The organism is Mycobacterium sp. NPDC050853, from assembly GCF_040653875.1.
Classification (GTDB): Bacteria; Actinomycetota; Actinomycetes; order Mycobacteriales; family Mycobacteriaceae; genus Mycobacterium.
Genome location: NZ_JBFAGW010000001.1, coordinates 822,930 through 840,366, shown reverse-complemented (window position 1 = coordinate 840,366; position 17,437 = coordinate 822,930). Strand labels below are relative to the sequence as shown.

Annotated in this window: 19 protein-coding genes; 14 read left to right on the top strand and 5 right to left on the bottom strand. The window is 63.3% G+C overall.

The window, feature by feature from the left end:
• Window positions 1-46: 46 nt before the first annotated feature.
• Window positions 47-826: a sulfite exporter TauE/SafE family protein gene (locus AB0H22_RS04190; RefSeq protein WP_180748820.1), complete on the bottom strand. Its 780-nt coding sequence runs from the start codon at window positions 824-826 to the stop codon at window positions 47-49.
• 132 nt (window positions 827-958) lie between these two features.
• Between AB0H22_RS04190 and AB0H22_RS04185 the strand changes: the two genes are divergently transcribed.
• Window positions 959-3,043, top strand: coding sequence for a M13 family metallopeptidase (locus AB0H22_RS04185; RefSeq protein ID WP_358144980.1), 2,085 nt, complete (start codon window positions 959-961; stop codon window positions 3,041-3,043).
• Between the two features lie 90 nt (window positions 3,044-3,133).
• Here AB0H22_RS04185 and AB0H22_RS04180 read toward each other — a convergent pair whose 3' ends face one another.
• A complete protein-coding gene (locus AB0H22_RS04180; protein ID WP_358144978.1) occupies window positions 3,134-3,505 on the bottom strand; it encodes a nitroreductase family deazaflavin-dependent oxidoreductase in 372 nt (123 codons plus the stop codon).
• Between the two features lie 21 nt (window positions 3,506-3,526).
• Here AB0H22_RS04180 and AB0H22_RS04175 point away from each other — a divergent pair, with 21 nt between their 5' ends.
• From AB0H22_RS04175 to AB0H22_RS04130, 10 genes are all read left to right on the top strand, one after another.
• Window positions 3,527-3,916 (top strand): nitroreductase/quinone reductase family protein, encoded by a 390-nt coding sequence (locus AB0H22_RS04175; RefSeq protein WP_358144976.1) that lies wholly within the window; start codon window positions 3,527-3,529, stop codon window positions 3,914-3,916.
• Between the two features lie 226 nt (window positions 3,917-4,142).
• The gene (locus tag AB0H22_RS04170) at window positions 4,143-5,282 is read left to right on the top strand and encodes a DUF262 domain-containing protein (protein WP_358144974.1); all 1,140 of its coding nucleotides are present in this window, start codon (window positions 4,143-4,145) and stop codon (window positions 5,280-5,282) included.
• On the top strand, window positions 5,282-5,788 hold the full coding sequence (locus AB0H22_RS04165; protein WP_358144972.1) for a HEPN domain-containing protein: 507 nt from the start codon (window positions 5,282-5,284) through the stop codon (window positions 5,786-5,788). Before AB0H22_RS04170 ends, AB0H22_RS04165 begins: the two co-directional genes overlap by 1 nt.
• A 114-nt stretch (window positions 5,789-5,902) precedes the next feature.
• Window positions 5,903-7,225 carry a glutamate-1-semialdehyde 2,1-aminomutase gene (gene hemL, locus AB0H22_RS04160; protein WP_219602830.1) on the top strand — a complete coding sequence of 441 codons (1,323 nt, stop codon included), beginning with the start codon at window positions 5,903-5,905 and terminating at the stop codon, window positions 7,223-7,225.
• Window positions 7,226-7,233: 8 nt separating this feature from the next.
• Window positions 7,234-7,836, top strand: a complete 603-nt coding sequence (locus AB0H22_RS04155) for a histidine phosphatase family protein (RefSeq protein WP_180748816.1) — start codon at window positions 7,234-7,236, stop codon at window positions 7,834-7,836.
• Window positions 7,837-7,839: 3 nt separating this feature from the next.
• Window positions 7,840-8,451, top strand: a complete 612-nt coding sequence (locus AB0H22_RS04150) for a TlpA disulfide reductase family protein (protein WP_358144970.1) — start codon at window positions 7,840-7,842, stop codon at window positions 8,449-8,451.
• On the top strand, window positions 8,448-9,227 hold the full coding sequence (locus AB0H22_RS04145) for a cytochrome c biogenesis CcdA family protein (RefSeq protein ID WP_180748814.1): 780 nt from the start codon (window positions 8,448-8,450) through the stop codon (window positions 9,225-9,227). The genes AB0H22_RS04150 and AB0H22_RS04145 overlap by 4 nt, the downstream gene beginning before the upstream one ends.
• On the top strand, window positions 9,227-10,816 hold the full coding sequence (locus tag AB0H22_RS04140; RefSeq protein ID WP_358144968.1) for a cytochrome c biogenesis protein ResB: 1,590 nt from the start codon (window positions 9,227-9,229) through the stop codon (window positions 10,814-10,816). Before AB0H22_RS04145 ends, AB0H22_RS04140 begins: the two co-directional genes overlap by 1 nt.
• Window positions 10,813-11,805 carry a c-type cytochrome biogenesis protein CcsB gene (gene ccsB, locus AB0H22_RS04135; protein WP_358144966.1) on the top strand — a complete coding sequence of 331 codons (993 nt, stop codon included), beginning with the start codon at window positions 10,813-10,815 and terminating at the stop codon, window positions 11,803-11,805. Before AB0H22_RS04140 ends, ccsB begins: the two co-directional genes overlap by 4 nt.
• A gap of 228 nt (window positions 11,806-12,033) precedes the next feature.
• Complete coding sequence (locus tag AB0H22_RS04130) at window positions 12,034-13,434, top strand: MinD/ParA family protein (RefSeq protein ID WP_180749726.1); 1,401 nt, start codon at window positions 12,034-12,036, stop codon at window positions 13,432-13,434.
• Between the two features lie 32 nt (window positions 13,435-13,466).
• Here AB0H22_RS04130 and AB0H22_RS04125 read toward each other — a convergent pair whose 3' ends face one another.
• A complete protein-coding gene (locus AB0H22_RS04125) occupies window positions 13,467-13,628 on the bottom strand; it encodes a hypothetical protein (RefSeq protein ID WP_180748811.1) in 162 nt (53 codons plus the stop codon).
• Window positions 13,629-13,703: 75 nt separating this feature from the next.
• On the opposite strand from AB0H22_RS04125, the gene AB0H22_RS04120 reads away from it, so the two are divergent.
• From AB0H22_RS04120 to AB0H22_RS04110, 3 genes are all read left to right on the top strand, one after another.
• Window positions 13,704-14,009, top strand: a complete 306-nt coding sequence (locus AB0H22_RS04120; RefSeq protein WP_180748810.1) for a DUF4229 domain-containing protein — start codon at window positions 13,704-13,706, stop codon at window positions 14,007-14,009.
• Between the two features lie 129 nt (window positions 14,010-14,138).
• Window positions 14,139-14,360 carry a sigma-70 family RNA polymerase sigma factor gene (locus tag AB0H22_RS04115; RefSeq protein WP_180748809.1) on the top strand — a complete coding sequence of 74 codons (222 nt, stop codon included), beginning with the start codon at window positions 14,139-14,141 and terminating at the stop codon, window positions 14,358-14,360.
• A 6-nt stretch (window positions 14,361-14,366) separates the two neighbouring features.
• Window positions 14,367-14,948: a Clp protease N-terminal domain-containing protein gene (locus AB0H22_RS04110; RefSeq protein WP_180748808.1), complete on the top strand. Its 582-nt coding sequence runs from the start codon at window positions 14,367-14,369 to the stop codon at window positions 14,946-14,948.
• 882 nt (window positions 14,949-15,830) lie between these two features.
• On the opposite strand, the gene AB0H22_RS04105 is transcribed toward AB0H22_RS04110, so the two are convergent.
• Together AB0H22_RS04105 and AB0H22_RS04100 are read right to left on the bottom strand one after the other, a co-directional pair.
• Window positions 15,831-16,703 carry a 1,4-dihydroxy-2-naphthoate polyprenyltransferase gene (locus AB0H22_RS04105; RefSeq protein WP_180748807.1) on the bottom strand — a complete coding sequence of 291 codons (873 nt, stop codon included), beginning with the start codon at window positions 16,701-16,703 and terminating at the stop codon, window positions 15,831-15,833.
• A 35-nt stretch (window positions 16,704-16,738) separates the two neighbouring features.
• Entirely contained in the window at window positions 16,739-17,356 is a 618-nt protein-coding gene (locus tag AB0H22_RS04100) for a superoxide dismutase (RefSeq protein WP_358144963.1), read from the bottom strand.
• Between the last annotated feature and the right edge of the window lie 81 nt (window positions 17,357-17,437).

Below are 17,437 nucleotides of genomic sequence, written 5' to 3'. Positions count from 1 at the left end.
GCGGTTCCGTATCGCACGTTGTCGCCACAGGACGGCGTGTCGACGCTCAGAAAAGCAAGCGCCACAGGCCGATCAGGCCCACCGCCACGATCACCACGCGGAGCGCGCCGGGCGAGAGCCTGCGCCCCCAGCGTGCACCCGCCAGACCGCCGGCAAACGAACCAACCGCGATGATTCCCGCCACGGTCCAGCTCACCCGGTCGAAGGCGACGATCGTATAGGCAAGAGCCGCAACAATATTCGTGACCATTGCGAGCACATTCTTGGCGGCGTTCATCCGCTGCATGGATTCAGGCAGTAGAGCGCCCATCACCGCGATCTGCATGATTCCTTGGGCAGCGGTGAAGTACCCGCCGTAGATCCCGACAAGAAAGTTGCCTCCGGTGAGCGCGGCCATACGGCCCGGAGGGACATGGTCGGCGTCCAGGCCCTGCGCTTCAGAACGCTTTCGCGCCCACGCCTGAATACGCGGCCCGACCACCACCAGAACAAGCGCCAGGATCAGCAGTATCGGCACGATGGTGACGAACGTCTTCTCGGGTAGGTGCAGCAGCAGGAACGAACCGATGAGTGCGCCGAGCAGCACCGCGGGTATCTGCCATTTGAGTCGCGACCATTGTCCGGACAGTTCGCGGCGGTATCCCCAGACGCCCGTCATGCTGCCGACCGTCAGCCCGACGGCATTGGACATCGTCGCGACCACCGGTGGATAGCCGAACGCGATGAGCGTGGGGAAGGTGATGAGGGTGCCCGACCCGGCGACCACGTTGATTGCGCCGGCACCGAAAGCGGCAAGCGCGACGAAAAACATCTCCTGCACCGGCACTCGTGCCAGCGTACGACCGTTAGCCAGTCGAACCAATTCCTACTCTCAGTGAAACCCGCCACAGGTGCTGGATCCTCTTCGCGCACGCGGCTCATCGACGTGATGCTCGACGCGGCGGCGTAGATGGGCAAAATGGTGGGCATGCGTGTAAGTCGATCCGCCGGTGTGGCGGCATTAGTGCTGGCCATGTCCATCTCAGGGTGTACCCGAGACCAGCCGACCGCCCCGGTGGCGTCGAACGCTCCCGTTCCGACGTTCGACAACGCTCAGCTGAGCATGCGTTTTGCCGCGTGTGCCGACCTCAACGGGTTTGTGAACGCCAAGTGGGTCGAGCAGGCCACCATCCCCGCGGACAAGTCCAGCTATGGCAGCTTCGACATGCTGGCCGATGAGTCCCGCAAGGTTCAGCACGAGATCCTCGATGGTGCGGTCTCGGGGCTCGGGACCGCCGACCATGAGTCCGTCAACTATCAGGTCGGTGTCCTCTATCGGGCTGCCACCGATGACGCGAAGCTGGACTCCGCGGGATATGACCCCATCCGGCCAACGCTCGCCGCGATCGAGCAGATCACGTCACCCGAGGAGCTCGCGGCATTTCTGGCCGCCGATGGAGCCACCGGACAGCATTTGGTGTTCGATTTCACGGCGGGTGCGGACTACGCCAACGCCACCGAGCAGATCGGCTACGCCACCGCCGACGCGCTGGGCATGCCCGCCAAGGACTACTACACCGATCCGAAGTACGCGACCGTGTTCGATGCCTACCGTTCGTACATCACGTCGACCTTCGGATTGATCGGAGCGGACCAGGGGGCCGCCAAGGTTCGTGCAGAGCAGGTGGCCTCGCTTGAATCGGGATTGGCCGCCGCGACGTTAAGCCCGGTGCAGCGACGCGATCCGGCCAATCAGTACAAGCTGGTGACCGTCGAGCAGGCCGACGCGGTGACACCGCATTTCGAATGGGGCGCCTACCTGAAGGCGCTCGGAGCTCCGCCCGCCAGGCCGTTCTCGCTGGCCGAGACCGAGTTCTTCACGACGTTCGATCGGCTGCTCGCCACCACTGACGTGGACACCTGGAAGTCGTACCTGACGTTCCATGCGGTACATCGGTCGGCTGACGCGTTGTCGAAGGCATTCCGGGACAACGCCTTCAAGTACAAGTCGGCGCTTACCGGAACCACGGCACAGCGGCAGCGCTGGGAGCAGGGCGTTGAGATCGTCAACAAGCTGGTGGGTCCCGCGCTGGGACAGTTGTACGTCGACCGGATGTTCAGCGATCGCGCCAAGCACGCCGCCACCGAAGTGGTGGGCAACGTCAAGGAGGCGTTGCGCAAACGCATCGAGGCCGTCGACTGGATGAGCCCGCAGACCAAACTTGCCGCAAAGGGCAAGTGGGACAAGCTGATCCTCAAGGTGGGGTTCCCCGATAAAAATCGGGACTACTCGAAGCTGAAGCTGGCAGGCGATAACTTCTACGCCGACCGGGCCACGGCGCTGAAGTTCAACCATGACTTCGACATGGGCAAGATCGGGCACCCCACCGACAGGTCGCTGTGGGGGATGACGCCGCAGACGGTCAACGCTCAGTACGACCCCACAGAGAACAGCATCACCATTCCCGCCGCGATCCTGCAGGCACCGTTCTATGACGCCAAGGGTGATCCCGCGTTCAACTACGGCGGTATCGGTGCGGTGATCGGTCACGAGTTCACCCATGCGTTCGACGACGAGGGCAGCCAGTTCGACGGTGAGGGCAACCGGGTCAATTGGTGGACGCCGAACGATCGAGAGGAGTTCGAGAAGCGTGCCAACCGGCTGGTGGAGCAGTTCAACGCCTACGCGCCGATTCCGGGCCGTCCCGAGCTGCACGTCGACGGCAAGCTCACCTTGGGGGAGAACATCGCCGATCTCGGCGGTATCAACACCGCCTATGACGCGCTGGTCGCCGAACTGGCCAAGAAGGGCGGCGGGGACACGCTCAGCGGCATTGTCGGATTCAACGCCAAGCAGCGGTTCTTCCTGAACTACGCCAGGATCTGGCGTGACAAGCAACGACCCGAGGACGCCATCACGCAGCTGGCCAGCGATCCGCACTCTCCGGCCGCGTTACGCGTCAACGGTGTGGTGCTGAATGTCGCACCGTTCGCCGCCGATTTCGGCTGTTTGTCAGGCGATCCCATGGTGAACGCGCCGGGCAAGTTCGTGAAGATCTGGTAGGCGCTCTCGCGTTTCCCCTCGCGAGCAGACATGTATTGCACGCTCGACCTGCGATCTGTGTGCAATACGTGTCTGCTCGCGGGATGGAAGTTAGGCGTAGGTCAGCAGTACGGCCTGCTCGAACGGGAGTTTCCCGAACGTGCGGCTCTTCACCAGCGTCGCGGCCTCATCCCGGTTGACGACCCGGGGGTTGACCACGGTGTGTGTCTTGCCTCGGCGCACAACCTTCCCGCCTCCGGCGGCTTGCAGGTTCTTGAGCCAGTCGCGGTCCGGGCCATAAGTCAGCAGGATGGCAACGCCGTCAGGCGTTAGGAACGCCGTGACGGGTGTCCGGAAGTCCTTGCCGGACTTGCGGCCCTTGTGCTCGATGATCGCGAAGCTCGGTGCCCAGCCCGCCCACAACCGCTGGATGGGGTTGGTGACGTACTTGTTGATACGTGCGACCGATTGCGGTATTTGCATGCCCCCATCAAACTGTGATTCATGGCATACCTCAAGCCCCCATGGTTCGTGAAGAACATCTTCAACCGGGTGGCCATGGCCGCCAATATCGGTGAGACGCTCACGATCACCAAGCGGGTCAGCGGAGAGTCGCAGCAGATCCCCGTGGCCACTGTCGACGTCGCTGGCGTCAAGTACCTGGTATCCACCCGCGGCGAGAGCCAATGGGTCAAGAACATCCGGGCCAACCCGCAGGTGACGCTGACGGTCAAGGGCGCCAGCACGGTATACACGGCCGCCGAGGTCCCGGTGGCCGACCGCGCGTCCATCATCGCCGCCTACAAGCCGAAAGCCGGAAAGGTGGTCGATGGTTACTTCGCCAAGCTGCCCGAGGACGCCGATCACCCCACTTTCGCGCTGACACCTGCCTGATCCACTACACCCTGTAGTGGACGGTTGAATAGTCCCGGCGCCTGCATACCAAGCTGGTCGAGCCGCCTACATTGCGCGATTGGAAGCTCTGCGTCGAGTCACTTGTCTGAAGCAGTCGAAGGCGACCTGAACGCAATCGAGGAAGTCCGGCGAATACTGGCGGCGCAAGCGAGTCTGTTTGTGCTCAAAGGTGACTAGCCAACCTGGTTGCGGGTAAGTTCGCCCCGTGACGTCAGGTGATGAGGAAGATGAGATTCCGCTCGAGCCGGGCGATCTAACAGATGATGAAGGTCTTTCTGAGAACGAGGTCGAGGAGCTAGACGAGGCCTCTCCTGAGTCCTACAAGGTTTCGTACTCAGGCCAGGACTTCGATGTAGATGGGCTGGTTCGCCGGCTGGACCGCGAAGACATGCTTGTGCCAAAGTTCGGTCACGACGACGATCGAATCACCACGGCCGGGTTTCAAAGAGGGTTCGTCTGGAACAAACCTCAGATGGATCGATTTATCGAATCGCTTCTACTTGGTTATCCGATCCCGGGTATTCTTCTGGTCCGCCAACCAGACAAACGCTACCTTATTCTTGACGGTCAACAACGGTTGCGGACTTTGCAACGCTTCTATGACGGATCACACCAAGACCGTCCATTTGTTCTGCATAACGTTTCACGCGCATACCGCGGATTGAAGTATTCAAACCTCTCCGAGGAGCAGCGGCGCCTCATTGACAACACATATATCAATGCGACGATCGTAGACACTGATGGTTCACCGGAGTCGCAAGAGGCGCTTTACCAGATTTTCGAGCGTCTGAATTCGGGCGGTACCCAGCTCACGGCACACGAGATCCGCGTGGCGCTCTACGCGGGACCGCTGATCGATCGTCTCCACAACCTCAACCACAATCCCGACTGGCGCTCGCTCTATGGCAATACATCACCGAGACTTCGGGATCAAGAGCTGGTCTTACGCATCATCGCTCTCTACTGCGGCGCCGACGAATATGTCAGACCGCTCAAGAGGTTCTTGAACCATTTCGTCAGCTCGAACCGCGTCGACGCAGCTCTGATCGTTGATGAAGCAGAAGACTTGTTCGCGCGTGCAGCACGCCTAATTAACGAGGGCCCGGGTACGAGCGCACTTCGGCGACGGGCACGTCAGATCAATGTCGCACAGACTGACGCCGTGTTCATTGGTTTGATGCGGGCTGTGCGGCAGCGCGATTTCACCCCAGACATGGTCACGTCGGCTGTTGAGCGGATTCGGCAAGACGAAGCCCTTGATAAGACGATGACTACTGGTACGTCGTCGGAAGAGTCGGTCCATACTCGACTTGCTGCAGCGACCCTCGCCTTTTCCGAAGTCTGATGGCTTGGGAGGGTGCATGGCCTCCTCATGAGGTCTACCAGAGCAGACGACGGCTGACACAGCTTCGAGACACGATCGACCAGCTACCTGCAGATACAGATGACGAGATCAGGGCGTCGCTGGCGAGGTTCCTCGCCGTCCGCTCATGCGGGCACGTCGAGTTCACGTTTGACGAGTGCGTAGCGCAGTATGCGAAATCGAAGTCACACCCAAACATTGCAGGATACGTCCGTGGAGGACTTTTCAAAGGTCGCAATCCGCGTCCGGAGATACTTGTTCAGCGGCTTCGAATGCTCAACCAAGAATGGGGCAATGAGCTAGATGTCCTCTTCCAAGAAGGCGATAACTTTCGCTCGCGTGAGCTGGGGCTACTTGTCAACCGCCGCAATGGAATCTCGCACGGTCAGAACGAGGGTCTAACGCCACGCAAGGCACTGGATCTGGCGAAACTCGCACTTGAGGTTGCTGATTGGATAAGCACGCGTCTACACCCAGAATCTGACTAGCGACGCGCGGGCACTCATCATCAGCTTGGTTTCACCACTCCGCGCTGGGATGCCAGGGTGACACGTGCCCCTCCACTACACCCTGTAGTGGACGATTTGGCGGCTGCTGAGACACTGGATGCCGTGCCTGACGCGTCCTCATCGCTGCCTAACTCTGCGCGACTGTTCGCCGAGGCCTCCGCCGTCATCCCCGGTGGTGTGAATTCGCCGGTGCGTGCCTTCGCCGCGGTAGGCGGTACGCCGCCGTTCATTAGATCGGGCTCCGGGTGCTGGCTCACCGATGTCGACGACAACCGATACGTCGACCTGGTCTGCTCGTGGGGCCCGATGATCTTGGGGCATGCTCACCCGGCGGTCGTGGATGCCATCCGGGAGGCCGCGCTAAGCGGTACGTCCTATGGCGCCCCCACCGCGGGGGAGATCGAGCTGGCGCGGGAGATCATCGACCGCGTGGCACCGGTGGAGCGGGTGCGTCTGGTCAACTCCGGCACCGAGGCCACCATGAGCGCGGTGCGCCTGGCACGCGGATTCACCGGACGGCCCAAGATCATCAAGTTCGCCGGCTGCTATCACGGCCACGTGGACGCGCTGCTTGTCGACGCCGGATCGGGGGTCGCCACCCTGGCGCTACCCTCAACGCCCGGTGTCACCGGCGCTGCGGCTGCTGACACAATCGTGTTGCCCTACAACGATATCGGCGCAGTGGCTCGCGCATTCGCCGAGCAGGGTGACCAGATCGCCGCGGTCATCACCGAGGCCGCCGCAGGCAATATGGGCACCGTGGCCCCGGCCCCGAATTTCAACGCAGGGCTGCGCCGCATCGCCGAAGACCATGGCGCACTGCTCATCATGGACGAGGTCATGACGGGCTTCCGGGTCAGCCGATCCGGCTGGTTCGGGGTCGAACAGGTGCCTGGCGATCTGTACACCTTTGGCAAGGTGATGAGCGGTGGTCTGCCGGCTGCGGCTTTCGGTGGCCGCGCCGACATCATGGAGCGCCTGGCGCCGCTGGGGCCGGTGTACCAGGCCGGCACGCTGTCCGGCAATCCAATCGCGGTCGCCGCAGGGCTGGCCTCGTTACGTGCTGCAGACGCCAAAGCGTATGAGACGCTTGACCGTAACGCTGACGCGATCATCGCGCTGCTCACCGCATCGCTGGACGCCGAGGGTGTTCCACATCAGATCAGCCGGGCCGGCAACATGTTCAGCGTCTTCTTCGGTGCCGAGCCGGTGCACGATTTTCAGACCGCGAAGGCGACGGAAACGTGGCGGTACCCCGCGTTTTTCCATGCGCTGCTGAGCCGTGGCGTGTATCTGCCGGCGAGTGCGTTCGAGACCTGGTTCGTTTCAACCGCCCTCGATGACGAGGCGTTCGACCGTATCGCCGACGCTTTGCCTGCCGCTGCCCGAGCCGCGGCCTCTGTTGAGGAGAGGTAAGAAACCCGATGACCCGCACCATCGTTCATTTGATGCGCCATGGCGAGGTACACAACCCTGAAGGAATTCTGTACGGCCGGCTGCCAAATTTCCGGTTGTCGGAAAAGGGCCAGGCGCAGGCCGCGACGGTGGCGAAATCGTTGGTGGATAACAAGATCACCGCCGTAGTCGCCTCACCGCTGTTACGTGCCCAGCAGACCGCCACGCCCATCGCCGAAGCTCACGGGCTCACCATCGTCACCGACGAGGACCTCATCGAGGCCGGGAACTCCTTCGAGGGTATGCGGGTGTCGGTGGGTGACGGCGCATTGCGTGACCCCCGTAACTGGTGGAAGCTGCGGGACCCGTTCACCCCGTCTTGGGGAGAGTCGTACAGCGATATCGCCCACCGGATGACGGCGGCGATCGACCGCGCCCGCACCCGCGCCGAGGGTGCCGAAGCGGTGTGCGTGAGCCATCAGCTGCCGGTGTGGACCGCGCGCCAGTATCTGCTCGACAAGCGACTGTGGCATGACCCGCGCAAGCGCCAGTGCAATGTCGCGTCGCTCACCTCGCTGGTGTTCGAGGGGCCGGATTTCGTCGACGTCGTGTACTCGGAACCGGCGGGGTAGTCGGTGCGACGTGTGGTCGCGGCGATGGCCGCGCTGGTACTGCTCATCACCGCGTGTTCCACCGGTGATGACGCGGTCGCGCGCGGCGGGCAGTTCCAATTCGTCTCACCGGGCGGTAAGACCGATATCTTCTACGACCCGCCCGAGACGCGGAAGACGCCCGGCCCCATCGAAGGGCCAAGCCTCCTGGATCCCACAAAGACGCTGTCGCTCAACGATTTCAGCGGAAAGGCCGTCGTCCTCAATGTGTGGGGGCAGTGGTGCGGTCCGTGTCGTTCGGAGTTCTCGGCCCTGGGAGACGTCTACAAGGCCACCCATGCGCAGGGTGCGGAGCTCCCCGTCGAATTCTTGGGCATCAACGTCCGGGACAACGAGATCACCAAGGCACAGGACTTCGTGGCCGACCGCAAGGTTCCGTATCCGTCAATCTATGACCCACCGATGCGCACGCTTATCGCGTTCGGCAAGAAGTTCCCCACCGGGGCCATCCCGGCCACCCTGGTGCTGGATCGTCAGCACCGCGTGGCCGCAGTGTTCCTGCGTGAGCTACTCACCGAGGATCTGCTGCCTGTCGTCGAACGTGTTGCGAAAGAGCCTGCAGGAGAAATGAAGTGATTCTCGCCGACGCCGGCTCCTCTTTCCAGGAGGTGGCGACCAGTGGACCGCTGCTGCTGGCGCTGGGTGCCTGTGCACTGGCCGGGCTGGTGTCGTTCGCCTCGCCGTGTGTGATCCCGCTGGTGCCCGGGTACCTGTCCTATCTCGCGGCCGCGGTGGGTGCTGATGATGAGGACGGCGGACGCGGCGCACGGCTGCGAATCACCGGATCCGCACTGTTGTTTGTGGCCGGATTCACCGCGGTGTTCCTACTGGGCACGGTGGCCGTGATGGGCATGACGACCACGCTCATCACCAATCAGGTTCTGCTGCAACGTATCGGCGGCGTCATCACGATTGCGATGGGACTGGTGTTCATCGGTCTGGTCCCGGCGCTGCAGCGCGATATCCGGTTCACGCCCCGCCGCCTCTCCACAGTGGCCGGTGCGCCGCTGCTGGGCGCGGTGTTCGCGCTCGGGTGGACGCCCTGTCTGGGCCCCACCTTGACCGGGGTCATCGCGGTGGCATCGGCCACCGAGGGCGCCGATGTGGCCCGCGGGATCGCGTTGGTGATCGCGTACTGCCTTGGGCTGGGCATCCCGTTCCTGCTGCTGGCCTTTGGATCGGCGCGCGCGGTGCGCGGTTTGGAGTGGCTGCGGCGGCACGCCCGCACCATCCAGGTCATCGGCGGTATTGCACTGCTGGTGGTCGGAATAGCCTTGGTGACCGGAGTGTGGGCGGACTTCGTTGCCTGGGTGCGTGACTCATTCGTCACCGACGCGAGGTTGCCCATCTGATGAGAAGGATTCTGGCCTTCGCGCGGAACACCTGGCGCGGTCTGACCTCCATGGGCACCGCGCTGGCGCTCCTCGTATTGCTTGCTCTCGGTGCGATACCCGGTGCGATGCTGCCGCAGCGTGCACTCAACGAAGCCAAGGTCGACGAGTACCTGGTGGAGCACTCCACCCTGGGCCCCTGGCTCGACCGAGTACAGGCCTTCGACGTGTTTTCCAGCTTCTGGTTCACGGCGATCTACGTGCTGCTGTTCATCTCGCTGGTCGGATGCATCATCCCGCGGACCGTGGAACACGCCAAGGCGCTTCGCGCGCAGCCGGTTCCGGTGCCACGAAATCTGGGGCGCCTGCCCAAGAATACGAAGAGCACCGTGCGGGCCGACCAGTCCGCTGTTGCCGCAATCATCGACGGCCACCTCAAGGGTTGGCGCAAGACCACCGGTCAGAACGGCGAGATAACCGAAATATCGGCCGAAAAGGGCTACCTGCGCGAGTTCGGGAACCTGGTTTTCCACCTCTCATTGGTGGGCCTGCTCGTCGCGTTCGCCGTCGGCAAGCTGTTCGGATACGAGGGCAATGTCATCGTCATCGCCAACAACGGTCCGGGATTCTGTTCGTCATCGCCCGCCGCCTTTGACTCGTTCCGGGCGGGCAACACCGTCGACGGCACCAGCCTGGACCCCGTCTGCGTCAAGGTCAAAGATTTCAAAGCGACATATTTGGCGTCGGGACAAGCACATTCATTTGAATCCAATATCGAGTACCAAGCCGCCAGCGACCTGCAGGCCAACAACTGGCGGCCCTATCGGCTGGAGATGAACCACCCGCTGCGCGTCGATGGCAACCGCGTCTACCTGCTCGGCTACGGATACGCACCCACCTTCACGGTGACTTTCCCGGACGGCCGTAAGCGCAGCGAGACCATCCAGTGGCGCCCTGACGACCCGAGGACGCTGCTGTCCTCGGGTGCCGTGCGGATTGATCCGCCGGCCGGGACATATCCGGATCCCAACGTGCGTCGCAAGAACCAGATCGCCATTCAAGGACTGTTCGCACCCACGGAGCAGCTGCACGGCACCTTGCTTTCGTCCAGCTTCCCGGAGATGCGTAAGCCGGCGGTGGCCATCAACATCTACCGCGGTGACACCGGGCTGGACTCGGGCCGTGCCCAGTCGATCTTCGAGCTCGACCCCCGGATGATCGAACAGAAGCGGCTAAACCAGGTGGCCCGCGCCAACTTGCTGCCGGGGCAGTCGGTCAAGCTGAACGACGGCACCATCATCAGGTTCGAAGGCGCCGTCAACTTCGTGAACCTGCAGGTGTCACGTGACCCCGCTCAACTGTGGGTGCTGATCTTCGCGCTGACCATGATGGCGGGCCTCGTGGTGTCGCTCATCATCAAGCGCCGTCGTGTCTGGGCTCGGCTTACTCCCGGCGCGGTCGCGGGTACGGTAAACATCGAGCTCGGAGGGCTGGCGCGTACCGACAGCTCCGGCTGGGGCGATGAGTTCGAGCGGTTGTGCGACCGCTGTCTTGACGGTCTGCCCGTCGTCGCAGCCGGGAACGGCCACACAGATGAGGATGCCGAATGAATTCGACCGATATCGACGTGAATCTGGCCAGGTTTTCCGACTACGCCTTCACCTCCGCGATCGTGGTGATGGTCGGTGCGCTGGTGCTGTTGGCCATCGAGCTGGCGTACCGGCAGAGCAGCAAGACCGCCCAGCGGGAGCTCGTCAGCTCGGGCGGCGAAGTGGTGTCCGCCGACGAAAATCGGCCGGGTCTGGTGGTGCCGAAGGGCAAACGCCCCCTCGGTGAGCGGGTCGGCGGCGCCGGGTTGGCGCTTGTCTACCTGGGCATCGGACTGCTGCTGGTGTGCATCGTGTTGCGCGGGCTCGCTACCACCCGGGTGCCCTGGGGCAACATGTATGAGTTCATCAACCTGACCTGCGCCTGCGGCTTGATCACGGCGGGGGTGGTGCTGCGTAAGAGATCCAATCGTGCGCTGTGGGTGTTTGTGCTGATTCCGGTGCTGATCCTGCTCACGGTGTCGGGCCGGTACCTCTATACCTATGCCGCACCGGTGATGCCGGCGTTGCAGTCGTACTGGCTGCCCATTCACGTGTCGGTGGTCAGCCTCGGGTCGGGTGTTTTCCTGGTCGCCGGCGTGGCGAGCATCTTGTTCTTGGTCAAGATGTACTTCCCGGACGATGCCGAAGCTTCTTCGCGCGAGTCGCTCATCAGAACGATGGTCCGGCGGCTGCCCGACGCCCAGACGCTCGACCGGTTGGCGTATCGGACCACCATCTTCGGATTCCCCATCTTCGGGTTCGGCGTGATCTTCGGTGCGATCTGGGCCGAGGAGGCGTGGGGCCGATTCTGGGCCTGGGACCCCAAAGAGACGGTCTCCTTCATCGCCTGGGTTATCTACGCCGCCTACCTGCACGCACGATCGACGGCCGGCTGGCGAGACAGGAAGGCGGCATGGATCAACGTCGCCGGATTCATCGCGATGGTGTTCAACCTCTTCTTCGTCAATCTGGTGACGGTCGGTCTGCACTCGTACGCCGGCGTGAACTAGGCGTGAAGTCTGGGGGACTGTTCCGCCGGATGGGCCCATCACACCTGCGATAGGGTGCGAACCTAGTGCTCTCCGAACTCGAGCTGCACATCCGACCAATGCATTGGGGGATCGATGTCTGACTATCCCGCGCACCGCGCGCCGGATGGGCCGTCGCCGTACGCCGACGAGGCGCACGGCGGGCCCACGGCTCCGCCATGGGCAGCGCAGGAACCGGCGCAGCCCGTGATGTACGGCCAGGGCGTGCCGCAGCAGCCTCATGAGATGACGCAGCAGTTCCAGGCGATCCCGTTCCAGGACCCGTTCGCGCCACAGCAGGACATCGCCGGCCTGGGCGGGCACGATCCCTCGGTACCTTCGCTGAACACGCTCGGCGGCTCGTTCGCACCGCTGGACTTCACCCCGTCGGGAGCGCAAGAGATCACCGATCCCACCGCGATCGGTGCGGCCGGATCGTCCGGTGGCCCGGGTGGCTTTAGAGCCGACAACCGATTCAGCGATATCGGTGAGCAGCAGGCCGCGCCGACTCCCTTCACGGCCGATCGCTGGGGTAGCGACACCCCCGCAACGGGTATCCCGCAGCAGGCCCAGCAGCCTCCTGTCAGTGGCTCTCGGTACTACACCCCGGTCGGCGGCCAGCAGACCGGTATCGGCGCCCAGGTTCGACCCGAGCTGCCGCCCTCCTCGCGTGACCTGTCCACCTCGGCACTGCTGCGCCCGCATAAGCCGGCGCCGTCCGCCGGTTGGCGAAAGACCGTATACCGCGCGTCGTTCGGGACGGTCAACCTCGGCGAGGGCACCAAGAAGACCGAGGAAAACGACCTCGTCGCCCAGGTGAACCAGCCACTGCAGGGCTGCTACAAGATCGCCCTGCTGAGCCTCAAGGGCGGCGTCGGCAAGACAACCGTCACTGCCACTCTCGGCTCGACCTTCGCGTCGATCCGCGGTGATCGGGTGATCGCCGTCGACGCGAACCCGGACCGCGGAACGCTGAGCCAGAAGGTGCCGCTGGAGACGCCGGCGACGGTGCGTCACCTGCTGCGTGACGCGAACTCGATCCAGCGCTACAGCGATGTCCGCAGCTACACCTCGCAGGGGCCGAGCCGTCTGGAGGTGCTTGCGTCGGAGAGCGATCCGGCGGTATCGGAAGCCTTCAGCGCCGAGGACTACTCGCGCACCCTGGAGATCTTGGAAAAGTTCTACAGCGTGGTGCTCACCGACTGCGGTACCGGACTCATGCACTCGGCGATGTCGTCGGTGCTGGAGCAGGCCGACACGCTGGTCGTCATCAGCTCCGGGTCGGTGGACGGTGCGCGCAGCGCTTCGGCGACCCTTGACTGGCTCGATGCGCATGGGCACCGGGAGCTGGTGCGCCGATCTGTTGCCGTCATCAACGCGGTGCGCCCGCGTTCGGGCAAGGTCGATATGCAGAAGGTCGTCGACCACTTCTCGCGTCGGTGCCGTGCAGTGCGGTTGGTGCCATTCGATCCGCACTTGGAAGAGGGCGCCGAGATCAGCCTGGACCGGCTGCGGCCCGCGACGCGTCGCTCGCTCATCGAGTTGGCCGCCGTTGTGGCGCAGGGATTCACCGGCACGCAACGCCAGCAGCAGCAGACGTTCCGGGGCTAGTCGCTAGTGGTGCGGCCGCTCGCCGCACAACTTCAGTGTTCGGACGGATCGTCCCTGCTGATGCGCCAGAGGAATTCGGGGTCGTCGTCGGGGCCGGTGACGCGGGTCTGCGGACGGGTCGGGACGGATTGGCTGATCCGCCAACCCGCATAGATCAGCGCCGCGAGCACAGCCGCGATGAGCACGTAATACACAAGAGCCTCCTGAACAACTAACTCCGAATATACGCGCGGCCAACGTCTGCGTTTTGGCAACGATAGGGTGGTGACGTGGCTGAACGGTCGCCGGGGAGCCGGCTCGCTATGGATATCGCGTTGTACACCCTGGCGCGGTTGGGTCTCGCGGTCGTCTTGACGCTCGTCATTTTCGGGGTGGCCCGGCTCATTGGCTACGCGGACTTCCCGTTGGCGGTCGCGATCTTGTTCGCGTTGATCATCGCGCTGCCGTTGGGTATGGCGGTGTTCGCACCGCTGCGCCGTCGGGTGACCGCAAGCATTGCCGTCGTCGACGAGCGGCGCCGTGCCGAGCGTGCCGACCTGCAGGCGCGGTTGCGCGGCGAGAAGCCGAAAGACTAGTTCTCGCCGACACTCCGCCTTGTGGCGGATTCGTGTCGCTTATTTCCGCCGTAAACGGGCGTGTCGACGCGCACCTTGACGTGTCAACTTTCCTTGACACATCTGGGATGTCAATCTATGTTGACAGACATGAGCGATCTCCCGACTGCTGATCTGGACGACGCCATCAGCAGTACCGATCCGGCCGTGGGCCTGCGGGCAGTGCAGGCCCTGCGGCGCCTGTGCGAACGACTGGAGGCGATCCACGTCGCCAACGCCCGCGGCCAGGGCTGGAGCTGGCAGGCCATCGCCGAGGCGCTCGAAGTGAGCCGCCAGGCAGTGCATCAGAAATACAACCGCGCGAGGAAGTGAGCAGCCATGTTCGAGAAGTTCCAGAAGTCGGCGAAGGTCGCTGTGGTGCTGTCGCAGGAAGAAGCCCGCGAGATGGACGAATCCCGCATCGGCGCCGAGCATGTCCTGGTCGGTGTGTTGGAGAGTGCCGGTGAGTCGCTGACCGCGTTATTGGGTGGATACGGCCTGACGGCCGACACCGTCCGCGACCGGCTGCGCGCAGGTGCGCAGGAACCGCCGTTGGATGACGAGGACGCGCAGGCGCTCAAGGCGATTGGCATCGACCTTTCCCAGGTGCGCGACAGCGTCTCGAAAGTCTTTGGCCCGCAGGCGTTCGACAAGGCCTTCGAACAGTCGGGGCGTCGTAAGGGGCGTATCCGTGGCTGGCGTCCGTTCGGCATGATCCCGTTCAACTCGTCGGCCAAGAAATGCCTGGAGCTGGCGCTGCGGGAAGCCATTGCACACAAAGACAATTGGATCGGGTGTGAGCACATGGTGCTGGGCATCCTGCGCGGCTGCGACCCGGTGGCATTGGCCGTCATCACCGAGCGCGTGCCTGCCGATGAACTGCGGCAGGCTGTGGTCGGTCTGCTCGATCAGGCCGCTTAGCGGCTTCGACGACTGGCGGAGCTGGGGCAGGGCCGAGGACATATCGCATTAGCGGAGACGGGCATCGGTCTTGTCGTGAGCGAATTTATGACGTTGAAATCGCGAGGCCTGAGGCACGCTTCGACTGGCCACGAGGCGCTCGAATCACCTTTTACCACTGGGGTGTTCCATGGTCAACAGGTCATTGGCTGCAGCCCTCGTCAGAATCTGCCGATGGCGGCGGTCCCTTCGTGCGGCCATCGCCTTGCCGAGCTTCCGGTCCAGGTAGCGGGCGGTTGGACCCCCATCGCGGCACGCATACCCCTTCCGGGGTAGGGGTTCCGCATCCATTAACTTCAGATTGAATTAAAATGAACAAAAGGTGTACTGTGAGTGACATACAAGTGGCGCCTAGCGCTTTCGTTGGCAGTGGGTTACCGGGGGCCGCACCTGAATACGCGGACCTCACGGAGTCGATATGTATGCACTTACCAAGGCAAGAAACATTCTTTGTTGTACGGCGCTGTTAGCTCTACCGCTCTATGGACTCGGGGTGCAGGGCGTCAGTGTTCTGCGCGAGCCGGCGGTAGGGGAATCGCTGGCGGGCCCGATCGAGCCGCCAATACCCGGACCGGGCGTGGGAGATGGTTCGCGTCAGTCATTCACCAATCAGCAGCCCGGCAGGGATGGCAACAGCGGCTGGGGAACGCTTCCCCAGGGCCAGGGACATGCGTGCCAGAACAGCTGGATATTTTGCGATGCCACCGGTAACCCGAATCGCTCAGATCTACCTCCGGGCTACACACAAGGGGGCGGATGGGTGAGCGCACCCGACCACACCGGTGTTACATGCCAAAACACTGGCGTTGTCTGTAAGAACTTTTCGTAGCGGCCCTCGGGCGCTTAGCTCAACCAGGCCAGCGCGGAGGCGGTGAGAACCGCCCAGCCGAGCATGGCGAGTCCGGTGTCACGCAGCGTCGGGATCAGCGCTGGCCCTTGGGCTTTAGTGACCACCGGACGAGCCGCCTTGACCATCAGGGGCAGCATCACGAGGCCCAGTAGGTACCACGGGTGACGGACGCCCAGGCCGATGCTGACCAGGATCGGGACGCTAAGCAGTGCCGGGAACAGGATCCGGGTGCGCGCATCGCCCAACCTGACGGCCAACGTGATCTTCCCTGATTCGCGATCGGTGGGAATGTCCCGCAGGTTATTGACGACCAGTACCGCGCTGGAGAAGCTGCCGATCGCCACCGCCAGCGCCACGCCGATGGGGCTGACCGCCCGGATCTGCACGTACTCGGTGCCCAAAACGGCCACCAAGCCAAAGAACACGAAGACGGCGATCTCGCCAAAACCGCTGTATCCGTATGGTTTCGACCCACCGGTGTAGAACCAGGCGCCGGCGACGCACACCACACCAACCGCCACCAGCCACCAGGCGGTCGTGATGGCCAGTGCCAAACCTGCCGCCGCACCCAGGGCCAGGAACCCGATGGCGACGGCCTTGACCGCTGACGGGGACGCCAGCCGAGAACCGACGAGGCGCAGCGGACCAACCCGGTCGTCATCCGTCCCGCGGATTCCGTCGGAGTAGTCGTTTGCGAAATTGACGCCGATGATCATGCATACCGATACAGCCAACGCCAGCAGGGCTTTCCACCACACAGCCGAGCAGGCGGCCGCAGCGGCGCCCGTGCCCGCGATCACCGGTGCCAGCGCGTTGGGCCAGGTGCGGGGGCGGGAACCTTCGATCCATTGCGCGACGCTGGCCATGTGGCGATCCTGCCATGGCCGCGTCCGAACATTCGCTACGGGAAGATCAAGCCAGGTGTCTTCGATAGTGCCGCGGAAAAACGTGCCTGTACATCGGGCCAATTCACCACGTTCCAGAAGGCCTTGACGTAGTCGGCCTTCACGTTCTTGTATTGCAGGTAGTACGCATGCTCAAAGACGTCCAGGCCGAGGAGCGGGACGGTACCGAACGGCACGTTGGCCTGTTGGTCGTACATCTGGAAAGTCAGCAGCTTCTTGCCGAGGGTGTCGTACCCGAGCCATGCCCAGCCCGAGCCCTGAACACCGTTGGCAGCCGCGGAGAACTGCCCGCGGAACTTGTCGAAGCTCCCGAACTGCTGGTCGAGCGCGGCAGCCAGGTCGCCCTGCGGTTTGTCACCGCCGTTCGGGGAGAGATTTTTCCACCAGATCGAGTGGTTCACGTGGCCGCCGAGATTGAACGCGAGGTTCTTTTCCAGTAGCAGGATCGTGGCGTTGTCGCCCTTCGCTCGAGCCTCGGCGAGCTGGTCCACGGCGTCATTGGCGCCCTTGACATATGCGGCATGGTGTTTGTCGTGGTGGAGTTGGTTGATCTCGCCGGAAATATGCGGCTCCAGGGCTGAATAATCCCAGTCCAGATTCGGTAATTCATACACGCTGGTTGTCTCCTTCGTGGGGGCCGTTCCTTCCCCGGGCTGATCGGCACATGACGCGAGTGCCAGGGCTCCGGCGGATGC